General features: G+C 40.7%; 11 protein-coding genes. 6 read left to right on the top strand and 5 right to left on the bottom strand.

Annotated elements, in window-relative coordinates; translation table 11 throughout:
- Window positions 1-91 precede the first annotated feature (91 nt).
- The 4 genes from HQK88_10695 to HQK88_10680 all read left to right on the top strand — a co-directional run bounded on the left by HQK88_10695 (window position 92) and on the right by HQK88_10680 (window position 5879).
- Window positions 92-1711: a tetratricopeptide repeat protein gene (locus HQK88_10695; GenBank protein MBF0617267.1), complete on the top strand. Its 1620-nt coding sequence runs from the start codon at window positions 92-94 to the stop codon at window positions 1709-1711.
- On the top strand, window positions 1708-3321 hold the full coding sequence (locus HQK88_10690) for a tetratricopeptide repeat protein (protein MBF0617266.1): 1614 nt from the start codon (window positions 1708-1710) through the stop codon (window positions 3319-3321). The genes HQK88_10695 and HQK88_10690 overlap by 4 nt, the downstream gene beginning before the upstream one ends.
- A gap of 230 nt (window positions 3322-3551) precedes the next feature.
- Window positions 3552-5171, top strand: coding sequence for a response regulator (locus HQK88_10685; protein ID MBF0617265.1), 1620 nt, complete (start codon window positions 3552-3554; stop codon window positions 5169-5171).
- 12 nt (window positions 5172-5183) lie between these two features.
- Entirely contained in the window at window positions 5184-5879 is a 696-nt protein-coding gene (locus tag HQK88_10680; GenBank protein MBF0617264.1) for a HAMP domain-containing histidine kinase, read from the top strand.
- Here HQK88_10680 and HQK88_10675 read toward each other — a convergent pair.
- The 4 genes from HQK88_10675 to tig all read right to left on the bottom strand — a co-directional run bounded on the left by HQK88_10675 (window position 5860) and on the right by tig (window position 11381).
- On the bottom strand, window positions 5860-8055 hold the full coding sequence (locus tag HQK88_10675; GenBank protein MBF0617263.1) for a hypothetical protein: 2196 nt from the start codon (window positions 8053-8055) through the stop codon (window positions 5860-5862). The two genes, HQK88_10680 and HQK88_10675, sit on opposite strands and share 20 nt — an antisense overlap.
- Before the next feature lie 191 nt (window positions 8056-8246).
- On the bottom strand, window positions 8247-9482 hold the full coding sequence (gene clpX, locus HQK88_10670; protein ID MBF0617262.1) for an ATP-dependent Clp protease ATP-binding subunit ClpX: 1236 nt from the start codon (window positions 9480-9482) through the stop codon (window positions 8247-8249).
- A gap of 50 nt (window positions 9483-9532) precedes the next feature.
- Window positions 9533-10132 (bottom strand): ATP-dependent Clp endopeptidase proteolytic subunit ClpP, encoded by a 600-nt coding sequence (gene clpP / locus HQK88_10665; GenBank protein ID MBF0617261.1) that lies wholly within the window; start codon window positions 10130-10132, stop codon window positions 9533-9535.
- Window position 10133: 1 nt separating this feature from the next.
- A complete protein-coding gene (gene tig / locus HQK88_10660; GenBank protein MBF0617260.1) occupies window positions 10134-11381 on the bottom strand; it encodes a trigger factor in 1248 nt (415 codons plus the stop codon).
- A 134-nt stretch (window positions 11382-11515) separates the two neighbouring features.
- On the opposite strand from tig, the gene HQK88_10655 reads away from it, so the two are divergent.
- Entirely contained in the window at window positions 11516-12028 is a 513-nt protein-coding gene (locus HQK88_10655; GenBank protein MBF0617259.1) for a Uma2 family endonuclease, read from the top strand.
- Window positions 12029-12164: 136 nt separating this feature from the next.
- Here the strand turns inward: HQK88_10655 and HQK88_10650 are convergent, their stop codons facing one another.
- Entirely contained in the window at window positions 12165-12359 is a 195-nt protein-coding gene (locus tag HQK88_10650; GenBank protein MBF0617258.1) for a hypothetical protein, read from the bottom strand.
- 249 nt (window positions 12360-12608) lie between these two features.
- On the opposite strand from HQK88_10650, the gene polA reads away from it, so the two are divergent.
- Complete coding sequence (polA, locus tag HQK88_10645) at window positions 12609-15164, top strand: DNA polymerase I (GenBank protein ID MBF0617257.1); 2556 nt, start codon at window positions 12609-12611, stop codon at window positions 15162-15164.
- Window positions 15165-15169: the final 5 nt, after the last annotated feature.

The following is a 15169-nucleotide window of genomic DNA, read 5'->3' as shown; positions in this document are numbered from 1 at the left end:
AGTCTTGACGGCGGTGCGTTATATGGTATAATTCCTATGACTATTGACACTTGTTATAGGTATTTTCTATACTTATATGAATTCAAAATTCATGCAATATATCTCATTCAGAAAGATAATCGGCAAAAATGCTAACACAGCAACAGCAATTATTCTTTTTACTGTCAGTGTTTTAACATATCTGCCGGTGCTGCACAACGATTTTGTTAAATATGACGACCAGCATTATATAACGGCAAATCTGCAGATACAGCGGGGCCTTACGTTTGAAAACGTTAAATGGGCGGTAAATGGCATTGTTGACGGCAACTGGTTTCCTCTGACTGTTATTTCACACATGGCTGACATCTCTCTGTATGGGTTAAACCCCTCCGGCCACCATTTAACAAACGTACTGATTCATGCGCTTAACTCTGTAATACTGTTTATCGCTCTTACCGCTTTAGGGCAAACAGTTTGGCGGGGTGCTTTTATTGCTCTGCTTTTTGCCATTCATCCGACCCGTGTTGAGTCTGTGGCATGGGTGGCAGAGAGAAAGGATGTCTTGTGTGCGCTGTTTTGTTTTTTAACAATTTATTTATATGCGGAATATGTCAGAAGGCCTGTGGTTTTAAGATATTTGGCAGTTATATTTTCGTTTACACTAGCCCTCATGTCAAAACCTATGGCTGTAACTTTGCCTTTTGTGTTGCTGCTACTTGATTTTTGGCCTCTTAACAGAATTAAAACTCAGGGTTCCATATTAAGGCTCTTGTATGAGAAAATCCCACTTTTCTTACTTGTTGTAATCTCATGTTTTATAACGTTTAACGTACAAAAAGTAAGCGGTGCTATGACCATACTGCCTATAGATTACAGAGTGGAAAACGCTGTCATTGGTTATGCTCAGTACGTGTATAAACTGTTTATTCCTGTAAGGTTAGCGGTTTTTTATCCTTTAGCTCAGGAAATCTCAAAGCCTGCTCTTTTGGTTTCGCTTATATTTGTAGTAACAGTTTCAGCGGTTGCCATATCAAAAATTAAAATCAACCCGTATATTTTTACCGGATGGTTTTGGTTTTTGGGAATGCTTGTACCCGTAATTGGCCTTGTACAGGTGGGGCTTCAGTCAATGGCGGACAGATACACGTATATGCCTTACATTGGGCTGTTTCTGATTATTGCTAATTTCTCTTTTGATCTATATCACAAATATGAGCGCTTTAAGCAGTTGTTTTATCTCGTAACGGTGATTTTAGCCGCCACTATGTTATCCTTAACTATAAATCAGCAGCACTACTGGAAAGACAGCATAACGCTTTTTAAACATGCCGTGGCAGTCACAAAAAATAATTACGTGATGTACTCTAATCTTGGTGTAGCGTTGGCATTAAACGGAGATCCGCAGGATGGAGCAGAGCAGTTAAAGAAAGCCATCATCGCCAATCCAAACTTTTCAGAGTCCTACACAAACCTTGGGACAGTCTATTTATTTCAACTAAAAAAACCAAAAGAAGCTGTAAGGTGTTTTGAAAAATCTATCAGCATTAATCCAAACAACGCTGACGATTACAACGGGCTGGGTGTTGTGCTTGCCCTAAATGGTAAGGAAAAGGACGCAATTGAGCTCTTTGACAAAGCTCTGACTCTTGACCCAACACACAGTGATGCCGCCAAAAACAAAATGATTGCTCTTAAAGCTATAGCAAAGAAAGGCAACGCTAAATTATGATTTCACTTAAAATAATACGTCAAAATTACTTTACTGCTTTTTGGGCAGCGGGTCTTGTTGCGCTCACAATAACTGTGTTCTATCCCTCCTTAAGTAATGATTTTGTAAAATACGATGACCCTAAGTACGTAACAGGAAATCCGAATGTTCTTAGGGGGTTTACATTGGAAAATGTAAAGTGGGCGCTTACCGCTCATGTTGATTCCAACTGGTTTCCCATCACTTTACTTTCACACATGCTGGATGTGTCTATGTTTGGCATTAACCCTCGCGGGCATCACATAACAAGCCTTGCCGTTCACTGCGCCAATACAATTTTAGTGTTTTTTCTGTTTTTACGCCTTACTAAATCCTCACCGCGGGCTTTTGTCATAGCAGCCCTGTTTGCGGTTCATCCGCTGCGGGTGGAATCTGTGGCATGGATTTCCGAACGAAAGGATGTTCTTAGTGTGTTTTTCTTTTTTTTATCTCTGTTATTTTATGTCCGCTATACGGCTTCAAAGAGAGCCTTGTACTACTTTTTTGCATTTTTCGCATTTGCCTTTTCACTGGCTTCTAAACCCATGGGGGTCACGTTACCATTTTTAGCTTTGCTTCTGGATTTTTGGCCTTTAAGAAGATTTACTACTTTATCGAAATCCACAATTCTTCTTATAGAGGAGAAATTACCTTTTATGTTGCTCACTGTGATTTCGTGCGTTATAACCGTGCATGTCCAAAAAGAAGGCGGCTCCATAACCCATTTGCCAGTTTCCACTGCGTTTATGAATGCGATAGTTTCTTATGTTAAGTATATCTATAAGATGTTTATCCCCATAAACTTATGCGCCCTGTATCCGCTCCCTGAGGCGGTAAATCCAGTTGTTTTTGCTGCTGCGCTGTCGTTGTTGATAGTTATTGGCGTTGTTTCAATTTTGCTTATAAAAAAACATCCATATGTCTTTATCGGATGGTTTTGGTACATTGGAACATTGGTTCCTGCAATAGGATTTGTGCAAGTTGGTGTACAGGCAATGGCTGACAGATACTCGTATATACCGCATATCGGTATTTTTTTGATAATTGTTATGGCGCTTCCTTCTGTTGTCAAGTCCAGCAATTTTTTAATAAAATTGTATCCTTTTATAGCAGCGGTTGCCATAGTGTGTTTAAGCGTTGTTGCCGTAAAGCAAAGCATGTACTGGAAAAACAGCGAGACACTATTTGACCGTGCTATAAGTGTTACAGAAAATAATCAGGTTATGTTTGTAAATCTGGGATTGTATCTTGCTGAAACCGGCAGGGTGGCAGAGGGTGTGGCCGCACTGAAAAAGGCAATAACCATTAATCCGAGGTTTTTGCAGGCTCACATAAATCTTGGAACAATCCTCTTATTTCAGTTAAAAGATTTTGCTGCAGCTAAAGAGGAATTTACAAAAGCGCTGCAAATCAGCCCTGAAAACGCTGCAGCTTTCAACGGTCTTGGTGTTTCTTACGCTTACTTAGGGGATGTGGACAAATCAATTGAGTTATTAGAAAGAGCAGTAAAGCTTGCTCCAGATATGGAAATGGCAAGGAGAAATCTACAAAGCGCATATTTATTAAAGGAAAAAATGTCTGAGGCAAAGTAAATAATTCAGGCCTCTTCAATTTAATAATCAGCAGTTTTTATCAAACTAAGATTGTTTGAAATTTTTTGTTTATTATATCTGTTGACAGATAATGTTATTATTTGTATAATTTAGCTGTTAATGTTGAAATACGCAGGTATTGCACAAAGTGCTGAGGTGAGTAAGGTGCTTCTGAGGAAAAGGCGGTTGCTGCCTTGCAAGCGGTCAACCTGTAGTGGAGAAGTATAGAGATGCCGTTAAAGTTAATTTTAGAAGGTAAGAGATGTCTGCTGGTAGATGATTTTTCCGAGTTTCGTTATTCTGTTAAGAAGATGCTGCAGTCTCTGGGTGCAAGTGATGTGGATGACACAGGGGATGGCGATGAGGCGATAGATAAAATAGCTTTGAAATCATACGATTTAATCCTTTGTGATTACAACCTGGGCGAAAATAAGCGGGACGGTCAACAGATACTTGAAGAGGCTAAGCACAAAGAAATCCTTAAATACTCAGCCATATTCATTATGATTACAGCAGAAAACACTATGAGAATGGTCATGGGTGCGATGGAGTATAAGCCGGATGACTATCTGACAAAGCCCTTTACAAAAGAGGCGTTATTGGCCCGGCTTGAAAAAATCATGGAAAAGAAAAATGATTTTGCAACCATAGATAAAGCTCTTGCCCGCAAAGATTACCACAGCGCTCTCAGAATGTGTAATGAAAAGATTCAGTCCAAGCCCAAAAACCTTTATGAGTTACTTAAGTTAAAGGCCGAACTTTCAATAACAGTGGGGGATTATCCTGAGGCAGAATCAATATATAATCAAATTGTAAACATAAGAAGACTCCCATGGGCGCTGCTGGGGCTAGGTAAGGCCCTGTTTTTAAGCAATAAACATATGGAGGCTAAGGAAATATTTCTTGAGATAATTGATGAAAACAGGTCATTTGTTGAAGCATACGATTGGCTGGCAAAGGTTCTGGAGGCGCTTGGAGACTCAAAAGAGGCACAGCGTATGTTGATGCGGGCTCTTGAGCTGTCTCCTAAAGCAATTCTAAGACAGAAGGCGTTAGCGGATTTAGCCTATAAAAACAATGACTTGGCTACTGCTGAAAATTCATACAAGCAAGCGGTGGATCTCGGTAAGAATTCTTGTTTCAAGAGCGCTAAGGATTATACAGGGCTTGCACAGGTAATGCTGGATAAGAAAACTCCTGAAAAAGCACTTAAAATTCTTCAGGACTCAAAAACTATCTTTACAAATGACAGAGAGTCAACCCTTCAGGCAACTTTAATGCAGGGGCTTGCCCACAAGGAACTTGGCAATGAAGCAGATCTAAAGGGCTCAATAGAGGAGGCTAATTCTCTTTTTAGCGGCATGAAGGGAACAGTTAACTCAGTGGCCTCACTTGATATTGCAGGATCATTTTTTAAACTGGGCGAGACCGATAAAGCTAACCTAATAATGCAGGATGTCATCAGGAATAACCACGATAATGAAAAGGTTCTAAAGAAGGCCCAGGAGGTCTTTACCAGTGCCGATATGCAGACAGAGGGTGAGAGGATGATTGCCGCTACAAAGCGGGAAATCATAAAGGTAAATAACGATGGCGTTATGCTGGTTAAAAACGGGAAGTTAGCTGAGGCTATAGACTTTTTTTCAAAAGCTGCCTCGGGGTTGCCTGAAAATAAGATTATCAATGCTAACGCCGCTCAGGCAATGCTCATGTATATGCAGAAGTTTGGCAAGACAGACAAACATGTAAATCAGGTACAGCGGTATCTTGATCAGATAAGAAAGGTTGATCCTACTTATAAAAAGTACCAGGAACTTGTTGCTGTGTACAAAAAACTCACTGAGGCATAGGGGGCTGCTAAAATGGATATTGAACAGAGAAATATAGATTTTGCAACGATAATAGCGTCAGCCGTTCACGATATGAAGAATTCTCTTAGTATGCTGTTAAATTATCTTGATGACGTGGTTGATTACTTTAAAGAAATTGATGTCCCTGAGGCAGTGCAACTAACGCATCTGCATTACGAGGCTAAACGCGTAAATAATAATCTTATTCAGCTTCTCTCCCTCTACAGACTTGACAAGTCTATGTACTCTCTTAACATTACTTACAATTCCATAAACGAGCTTTTCAATGATCTGGTTATTCAAAACAAGACAATGCTTGACTATAAGAACATAACCGTAGAGACAGAGTGTGAAGATGACCTGTTTTGGTTTTTTGACTTAGACATGATCTCAGGGGTGTTAAACAGCACCATGAACAATTCTTTCAGATATACAAAATCAAAACTCAGACTTGTGGCAGTAGTTGAAGATGGATACTTAAAGATTTCTATAGAGGATGATGGCGGAGGTTATCCTAAGAATCTAATAGATGCAACAAGTAACCACAGGGATAAGTCTATAGACTTCTCCTCGGGTAGCACTGGGTTAGGGCTTTTCTTTGCAGAAATTGTTGCTGACTACCACACAAACAAAGACAAGAGAGGATATATAAATCTATGTAACACATGCTCTTTAGGAGGCGGATGTTTCAGTCTTTATCTGCCTTAGGGAACATTTTTAAAGGTGAGTAATTATAGGGGTAGAGCTCTTTTATAACGAAGAGGTACTTATACTTTATTTTACTCACATCGATCTCTGAGTATTTTTTAATTTCAAGCCCGTGTAATTCCAGCTGGTTCTTTCCATCTGACAGTACTATCTTAATGTTAATAGGTACGAGGTTGATGCTTGTGAGAGCTGCCTCGTCCTCTTTGTGAACAAACAATATTACATCTAAATCCCTCCTGACAAAGACAGGTAAAATCCCAGCCTTTGGTTTACCGTTGATCTTATCCTGGTACTCAACAAATGGCCCGCCAAATTCATCTGTCGAAACAGTGTCAGGTTTTAACCTGCAGGTTGTTTGCGACAATACAAATGCTGGGTCAATAGTCAGCGCATTTTTTAAAACCTCCGGAAACCCTATAATTATATAGTCAAAACTGTCCTTCCACACATGCTCCATCTGATCGATAAAACCCAGATACCTGGTGTTTACTTTTGAACAGGGAAAAATGAATGAGGCAATTCTTTTATTGTCTTCATAATTAAGGGCATTTTGAATATCATAAGAAAAACGGTTATTTTTAGTTTTTATTAAGTAATGTAAATCCATAATTGCGGCATAGTTTTTTTCACCAATACGGTCATATACGTGGCCAAGCATTACTTTCCATCCGTACTGCCCATAGTTTGCATTAATTCTTACAGGCACTTTCACACATTGACAGATATTTTTGGTAAACAAGATCAAAAATATAACAATTAAAAAAAATAATACTGGTTTTATATGTTTTTTGATATTTGACATGATTATCAGTGCAAGATATATGCTTACAAAATTAACCATTATCTCAACCCACAGGTAATCCCTTAACATAAAACGTGTTGCAAATACGGTGTTTGTGTATGTCAGCGCTAAAAGTAAAAAGAGCATAACAATCTGGCGCTTTTGTATTTCAATAAATTTCATTAAGTACCCCAGTGCCAGTACAGCAGTAACGGCAGCGTTGACTGCAAAAAGAAACGGGTTATATACGATTTGCTCTGTCAGTTTTGTTAGATTGACCATATGAGAGTTAGCCATTATTTGTTGAGGATTGAAAAATAACGACTTAGTATCACTTAACAAGTAATTGAAAGACAGACTTGTATCAGAATAAATCAAAAAATGCAGCAAAAAAGAACATATGAAGCCGGTCACAATGAGATTTATCAAAAGCAAGGGTTTTCGCTCAGGAGTATTAAGTTTGGGAATATAAAACGCTAACAGATTATAAAGTAAGTAAAATCCCCATATTGCAAAAAAAACAATTGACACTTTTGTAAAGCCGTAGGGTTGTTGGTTAAGAGTTTCCACAGCAGTGGGCATTTTGAAAACAAAGCCCATAAACATAAGAAGAAAAAACACGGCGGTATTAACGACACATAAGTAAAAATAATGCGCAGATGGTTTATTGTTTCCAGTTACCCTCTCAGTGTCTTTGTACTGGGTACAGCAAAACTGGTTAGACACAAAAAAAGGCGCTACAAAAAATATGTACATAATGGCCTGAACCTTTGTAAGAAGGGATAATCCGACAAAAATTCCTGCAAGTATCAAATAAGTATTTCTACGCAGGCTATTGTGCTGCTTTGTAGCACATGATGTGAAAAATACGGCACAACTCCAATAAAACACACAATACAGCTCGGAGCGTATCATACTGCTATGGTAGAGAAGGGATTCCTGAAATCCCAGAAAAATAAGCACAAATAAACTAATCCACCATTTGGGTTTAAAAATAATGTTAAGAGAAGACCATAACAATAAAACCGTGAGAAAGGCAAGCACTGGGGAGTGCCTGCGGTAAAACTCGGTTAGTTCGGCTACACAGACAAGAGGACTTACCGATTCATAAAGGTCTTTGAAACCGGATACGGAAATGTACTTTAGTGCATAGGCTGTTTTATGCGTAAGGTACAGGAGAAACTTAATGCCAAAGCCCGGATGGGTGAGATTGCTGGGAAGCATGCTGCTGTTTACTTGTAAAAGGTCAAGCAGTACCTGATGATCCATATCCCATATAAAATAAAACGGATATGACCTGTTTATACTGTAGTAACAAAAGAAAAGTATAATGGAAACAATGACAAAAGGCATGAGTCTGAGAGCCTTGTTTGAATCATCATGGTGCTTTTGCATTTAACACAACTCCTAATGAAATACCTACATTGTTCGATGGTTGAGGTTTTTTCTTCTGTCATTCCCGCCCCCGAGCGGGAATCCAGTCCTTTATGCTTCTGTTAAGAGAATGGATTCCTGCCTTCGCAGGAATGACAAAATAGAGACTAATCTCTTCAATAGTGCCTTACTTTAAGAGGCCGTAACCTGCCTCAGGCCAATTCAACCTGTGTTTCGTATATAAGATGAGGCTTAACATTGTTTGTTATAGTTTCCTCGTTGATTATGCACTCCTTTATACCGTTTTGAGAGGGGATTTCATACATCACATCAAGCATAACCTCCTCAAGAATAGCCCTTAATCCGCGGGCGCCGGACTTGCGTACTATTGCCTTTTTAGCAATCGCCCTGAGTGCTCCGTCTGTAAAGCGTAGCCTCACGTTTTCAAAAGACAGAAGCTTTTCGTACTGCTTAATAAGTGCATTTTTGGGTTCAACGAGAATCTGCACCAATGCGTCCTCACTGAGGGCATCAAGGGTTGCGATGACAGGAAGGCGTCCTACAAGCTCCGGAATAAGCCCGTACTTTGTCAAATCCTCGGTAGCTACCTGACTCATTATATTTTCCTTTTTCTTTTTTGTATAAAGCTCGGCGCCAAACCCCACGGTGCTCTTTCCGGCACGGTGTTCGATGACATCTTCAAGTCCGTTAAATGCCCCCCCGCAGATAAACAGTATGTTAGTGGTGTCCACCTGGAGGTATTCCTGATGAGGATGCTTGCGCCCACCCTGAGGCGGCACGTTTGCTATTGTCCCCTCAATTATCTTAAGAAGTGCCTGCTGTACTCCCTCTCCGGAGACGTCACGCGTAATTGAGGGATTGTCGGTTTTCTTACTGATTTTATCTATTTCGTCAATATAGATTATTCCCTTCTGAGCTCTTTCAATGTCACCGTTTGCTGACTGTAAGAGTTTCAGGATAATATTTTCCACATCCTCACCGACATATCCGGCCTCGGTCAGCGTAGTAGCATCGGCTATGGTAAACGGGACGTCAAGGTATCTGGCAAGGGTCTGAGCCAGCAGGGTTTTTCCGGTCCCCGTGGGGCCAATTAATATTATATTGCTCTTTTGCAGTTCCACCTCAGATTCCGACTGCCTGTAAATCCGCTTGTAGTGGTTGTGTACAGCAACGGATATTATTTTTTTAGCCCTCTCTTGCCCTATAACATAGTCGTTCAGAAAAGTGTTTATCCGCTTTGGGGTTGGAACACCAGTGTGTCCTCTATGGGATAGATGTACTTTTAAGTCCTCGGCTATAATATCGTTACATAAATCAACGCACTCATCGCATATATATACCGAGGGGCCTGCTATAAGCTTTTTGACCTCACTTTGTAGTTTACCGCAAAATGTGCAGCGTAACTGGTCCTCTTTCTTCTTTCCCATTTTATCCTCTTTATCAAGCAAAATTGTTACCTGTCTTTAATGTAAAACACCTAAGCCTTTTCTGTTGATTTTATGGACATTATCACCTCATCGACAAGTCCATACGTCTTAGCCTCCTCAGAGGACATAAAATAGTCGCGTTCCGTATCATTGCTGATTTTTTCCAGAGGCTGGCCTGTGTGGTGAACCAGTATGTGATTGAGGCTCTCTCTTATTTTTAAAATTTCCCGTGCATGAATCTCAATATCTGTAGCCTGTCCGCTAAAGCCACCCATTGGCTGATGTATGAGTATTCGTGAGTTGGGAAGGGCAAAGCGTTTGCCCTTAGCTCCAGCTGCAAGCAGTAGCGCACCCATGCTTGCTGCCTGCCCTGTGCAGTACGTGGCAATGTCTGGTCTTACATACTGCATGGTGTCATAGATAGCAAGTCCTGAGGTCACAACCCCGCCAGGAGAGTTTATATACAGGTGGATGTCCTTTTCCGGGTCCTCCGTCTGTAAAAACAGCATTTGGGCTATTATACTGTTTGCTACGTTATCGTCCACCGCCGTACCAAGAAAAACGATTCTGTCCTTAAGCAGTCTTGAATATATGTCGTAAGCCCGCTCGCCCCGGCCTGTTTGCTCTATTACCATAGGGATAAAGGGCATTTTAACTTTCCTCCTCTGTGACTTTAGCCTTTTTGTGGATGGCATCTACAACTTTTTCTCTGAATATGGTGTAGCGTATCCCATCAAGGGAACCGTCCCTGTAATTGAAATACTGCATCAGTGCCTCAGGGCTCATTGAGGATGACTCGGCAAGCATCAGTATCCGCTCTCTCATCTCGTCCTCTGTTACGTTTATATTTTCAAGCTCTCCGATTGCGTCCATGAGCACCATGGTTTTTACATTATTTACAGCATCGGTATTAAATTTTTCCTTAAGCTGTTCGTCCGTGACATCTTTGTACGCTTCAACTGTTCTGGCTTGTTTGACTATAGCGTCTATCTCTTCTTTCAACAGTGTCTCGGGAAGCTCAAAATCATATTTATCAATCAGAGCCTTAATCAGCTGCGCTTTTTCTTCTTTCTGGGCACGGTCAGTTTTTACGGTAAGCAGGTTTTCGCCAGCCGTCTTTTTTAGTGATTGCAGGTCGTCAAAACCATAATCCTTAGCTAACTCGTCATCTATCTCAGGTGTGGAAAGAGCCTTAACTTCTTTGATTGTAACTTTCAGGTCAACCTCTCTGCCCTTTAGTTCCTGATTTGGATAAGTTTCAGGAAAAGCAACTTTAACCTCTGCTGTATCCCCCTTACTTTTTCCAATCAGAGCCTTATAAAACTCATCAGGAAACACCCCTGCTCCAATTTTTATAAACTGGTCGTCATAGGCCTTACCGTCATCAGTAGTAACATAGTCTGCCACAACAAGGTCCTCAAGCTCTATCGGGTGATCCACCGGAGTGTAGGTTGCCTTATTTACCGCAATGCGTTTGAGATAGATTTCCATCTCCTCATCGGAGACCGTAGCCTTAACCGCCGTTAGAGGCAATCCCTCGTAACTAAGTCCCTCAATAGGTGGGCGCACTTCAAAGCTTACCACCAGTTTAATGCCGCCTCTGCTTTCATAGTTGCGGCTTTCAACAACAGGTTGAGTGAGTGCTCGCAGCTTTGCGCTCTTAAGGGCATCGTTATAGTAAGTCGTTACGAGCCTCTCAACAACATCCGATTCTACGTCTTTTCTGTACTTTTTCTCTATCAGTGAAAGAGGTGCTTTGCCGGGGCGAAATCCGGGAAGTCTTGATTTCATCCTGACCTCATTTAGTGACTTTACGACCTCACCCTCAACCTCAGAGGCCGACGCCTCTATGGTTAACCTCTTTTTTGTAACTGAAATATCCTCTACAACGCTCTCCATTACGACCTCCTGAAATCAGTTAAGACTGAATGTGTACACATTTAATGTAAAATATTGCAGAGATTTTGTCAACATGCCAAATTGCATATTTCATGGTCTCGACAAAACAGAAGTACCGGTGATAAACTTTATTTATGGAAACACTTGAAAAAGATTTTGATTTAACGGAAATCATAAACGGAGAGGAAATCATGGGGCCGAGCCCATTTGGAAAGCATCAACTGATAGCTGCTAACCTTTATGGTGTGTTGTATCAGCATGTCAAACAAAACGAGGCAGGCAGGGTGTTTTTTTCTCCGCTTGATGTGATCTTTGAGGAGGGGATAAATCGTCTTCAGCCTGATATTTTGTTTATCAAAAAAGAGAACATGGCAATATTTCAGGACTGGGTAAGAGGCGTGCCTGATCTGATCATAGAAATCGTTTCAACGGGAACTTATAACAGAGACACCAGTATTAAGAAAAAAATATATGAGAAATACAGAGTGCCGGAGTATTGGATAGTGATACCTCAATTGCAAATCATAGAGGTCTTTACCATCGTAAACGGCAGGTACGAGCAGTTTTGCATTGCAGAGCTTGAGGGCTCTGTTACCTCTAAAGTCATAGAAGGACTTACTGTAAACGTCAGAGATATTTTCGAGTAGCGGTTTTTCAGATTGATGTTCCACATATTAATGTAATTTCCGGCTGTTTGTTTAAGCGTTGCCACCTTAAAAATAACGGAAAGAAACTTCTGTAATCGAATTATTAAACAAGTTTATTACGAATTATTTCTGACAATTAAACAGACAAAATGAATTTCTCAATTCTATCAATCTTTTTTATTATCTCTTCACTGGGCTTGAGAGACTGAATATCATTTTTTAAATCTTCAAGTTGATATTCAATATCCAACTTAACTTTCTCCTCCATATAAGACTGTTTAAATTCAGGGACAGAAAGTTGCTTTTTTAAATACTCATCTGCGATACTCATTTTCCACCTCTTAGTACTTTACGGGTTAATATTGCCTTCTCAATTTCGTTTTTTAGTAAAATTCATTTATTGCCTTTGTATCTTCTGTTCAAAACCAAACTTAATAATAAATCTATTATAATTAAAAACTTATAATTATGTAATGATTTACTTTATACAACCTCACCTTTTGATTGTGTAAAAAAGGAATAAGCTCACAGGATTAACTTTGAATTTGCTATACTACTTACGGAGGCTACAGAACTTAAATTGGAAAAGGAAATCTACTTAGTTGACGCAACGGCGTTTTTGTACCGTGCATTTCATGCCATAAGGGCACTTACCTCACCCTCTGGTTTTCCAACAAATGCGATATACGGGCTTACCACTATGATGTTTAAATTGATCAACGATAAGAAGCCCCATGCAATGGCTCTAATTTTTGATTCTAAAGAAAAAACCCACAGGCACAAACTCTTTGAGGCATATAAGGCACACAGACCGGCTCCGCCAGATGATTTTATACAGCAGATTGAGCCGGCTAAACAGGTGGTTGAAGCCCTTGGCATAAAAACCATTGCTCTGCCTGGTTTTGAGGCTGATGACATAATGGCAACCCTGGCACTTAGATTTGCACGGCCCGATACCCCCGTATTTATAGCTTCGGGAGACAAAGATATGTTTCAAATTATTGGACAGAATATTAAAATATTTGATCCTGTTAAAAACATAATACTTGACACACAGTTTGTACAAAAGCGTTTTTTGCTCCCACCCGGCAGAATCCACGAGCTTATGGCCATAACCGGCGATGAATCGGACGGTGTGCCCGGAGTTAAGGGGATTGGAGAGAAGACCGCTGTCGAAATCCTAAAAAATTATAGCTCTCTGGATGAGCTTTTAAGCGCTCCGGAAAAAATAAAAAATGAACGCATCCGGAGACTTATCACAGAAAATGCGGAAACTATCCGGCTGAGTGACTCTTTGGTTAAGCTAGATACCAATGTTCCGCTTGCAATGTCGTATGAGGAGTTAATTTTAAAGGAGCCCGCATGGGAAACACTGAGGGAGGATTTTCTTAAATACGGATTTTCCTCTCTATTAAGAATGATTCCAACTCCAGTCGTAAATGATAAACAGCCTGAGATTGTCACTCCTAAGGAGATAACCTCTTTAGAGGAATTATCACAGACGATTAAAGCTCAGCAAGGTTCAGGCATATTTGCAGTGAAAAGCTATAAGAAAGGAACCGGTGGTTTTTTCCCTGAGATGGGTATTTCGTTTTCGTTTGACGGTAAAAATTCTTGTTCCGTAACGCTTAACACAGATACTGAGAAAAAGACCGCCATATTTACTAAAATTTTTCAAAACAAAAACATTCAGAAAGTCTCTTATGATATTAAAGAAGAGCTCCACCGCATTGACATCACTGCTTATGAAAACATTCATGACATCATGATAGCCGCCCACATCCTTAACCCAAACCATGTAAACCGGCAGTTAAAAGACCTTGCCATGGACTACGCATTTGAGTTTCAAAAGACGGAGAATACGCCTATTTTAATACTAAAACTTCATAAAATCCTGTCAGATAAACTAAAAGAAGCGAATCTATACAGTTTGTACGAAAACGTTGAAATTGCACTTCTACCGGTGCTTTATGAAATGGAGCGAACAGGCGTTAAGCTCAACAAGGAACGGGTAAAGGCGCTTTCGGTTAAGTTTGATGAGGACATAAAAACCGCAGAGCGGCGGATATTTTTCTTAGCCGGCTGTGAGTTTAACATAAACTCCCCTAAGCAGCTTCAGGAGGTGCTCTTTGACAAACTCAAACTCTCTCCCGGTAAAAAAATAAAGACTGGCTATTCAACCGACACAGCCGTTCTTGAATCCCTTAGCACTAAACATGAGCTTCCGGCAGAAATTATTCTGTATCGGAATCTCGCTAAAATGAAAAACACCTATCTGGATACACTGCCCGGGTTTGTTAACGCTAAAACCGGACGCATTCACACCACTTTTAACCAGTGCGCAACGGCAACCGGCAGATTAAGCAGCACTAACCCAAACCTGCAAAACATTCCCATAAAGGGTCCCTGGGCAGCAGCACTGAGAGAGGCCTTTTGTGCCGATGATGGCTGTTTTATAGTTTCAGCCGATTACTCACAGATAGAGCTCCGCATACTGGCTCACCTTAGCAACGACTCTGGTTTTATGGAGGCATTTCAAAGGAACGAGGACATTCATACTCAAACAGCCGCTGACATCTTTAATATCCCTGCGCAGCGGGTAACCTCAGAGCACCGCAGGGCAGCAAAAAGTATAAACTTTGGGATAGTTTACGGGATGTCTTCTTTTGGTCTTTCAGAGGCACTCAAAATTTCTAAAAATGACGCCAAAAACTACATTGACTCCTTCTTTATGAAACACCCCGGAGTAAGCGCATTTATAACAAAGACCATAGAGAGTGCCAAGCGCCTTGGCTATACGGAAACGATTCTTGGAAGACGTCGTGAAATCGAGGGTATTTTAAGCTCTAACAAAGCAGTAGCTTCTCAGGCTGAGCGGCTGGCCGTAAACTCCCCTATACAGGGCTCGGCGGCAGATATAATTAAATTGGCAATGATTAACCTTCACACAAAAACCCGCGGGTTAAAGACAAAGATGGTGCTACAGGTGCATGATGAGCTAGTGTTTGAGGTGCCGGAAAGTGAGCTTGAAGCGGCAACAGCCATAATCAAGGCGGAAATGGAGAACTGTTATCCGCTTAGGGTGCCGCTAACTGTTGACATCGGTGTTGGGAAAAACTGGGCTGAGGCTCATTAGAGTTT

Source organism: Nitrospirota bacterium, from assembly GCA_015233895.1.
Classification (GTDB): Bacteria; Nitrospirota; Thermodesulfovibrionia; order Thermodesulfovibrionales; family Magnetobacteriaceae; genus Magnetomonas.
This window is presented reverse-complemented; position numbering and strand designations above follow the sequence as displayed.

Coding starts and splice junctions, on each gene's coding strand:
- HQK88_10655 (MBF0617259.1), top strand. CDS start 11,516: ATGGAAACACTTGAAAAAGATTTTGATTTAACGGAAATCATAAACGGA.
- clpX (MBF0617262.1), bottom strand. CDS start 9,482: ATGGGAAAGAAGAAAGAGGACCAGTTACGCTGCACATTTTGCGGTAAA.
- tig (MBF0617260.1), bottom strand. CDS start 11,381: ATGGAGAGCGTTGTAGAGGATATTTCAGTTACAAAAAAGAGGTTAACC.
- HQK88_10690 (MBF0617266.1), top strand. CDS start 1,708: ATGATTTCACTTAAAATAATACGTCAAAATTACTTTACTGCTTTTTGG.
- clpP (MBF0617261.1), bottom strand. CDS start 10,132: ATGCCCTTTATCCCTATGGTAATAGAGCAAACAGGCCGGGGCGAGCGG.
- HQK88_10680 (MBF0617264.1), top strand. CDS start 5,184: ATGGATATTGAACAGAGAAATATAGATTTTGCAACGATAATAGCGTCA.
- HQK88_10685 (MBF0617265.1), top strand. CDS start 3,552: ATGCCGTTAAAGTTAATTTTAGAAGGTAAGAGATGTCTGCTGGTAGAT.
- HQK88_10675 (MBF0617263.1), bottom strand. CDS start 8,055: ATGCAAAAGCACCATGATGATTCAAACAAGGCTCTCAGACTCATGCCT.
- HQK88_10695 (MBF0617267.1), top strand. CDS start 92: ATGCAATATATCTCATTCAGAAAGATAATCGGCAAAAATGCTAACACA.
- HQK88_10650 (MBF0617258.1), bottom strand. CDS start 12,359: ATGAGTATCGCAGATGAGTATTTAAAAAAGCAACTTTCTGTCCCTGAA.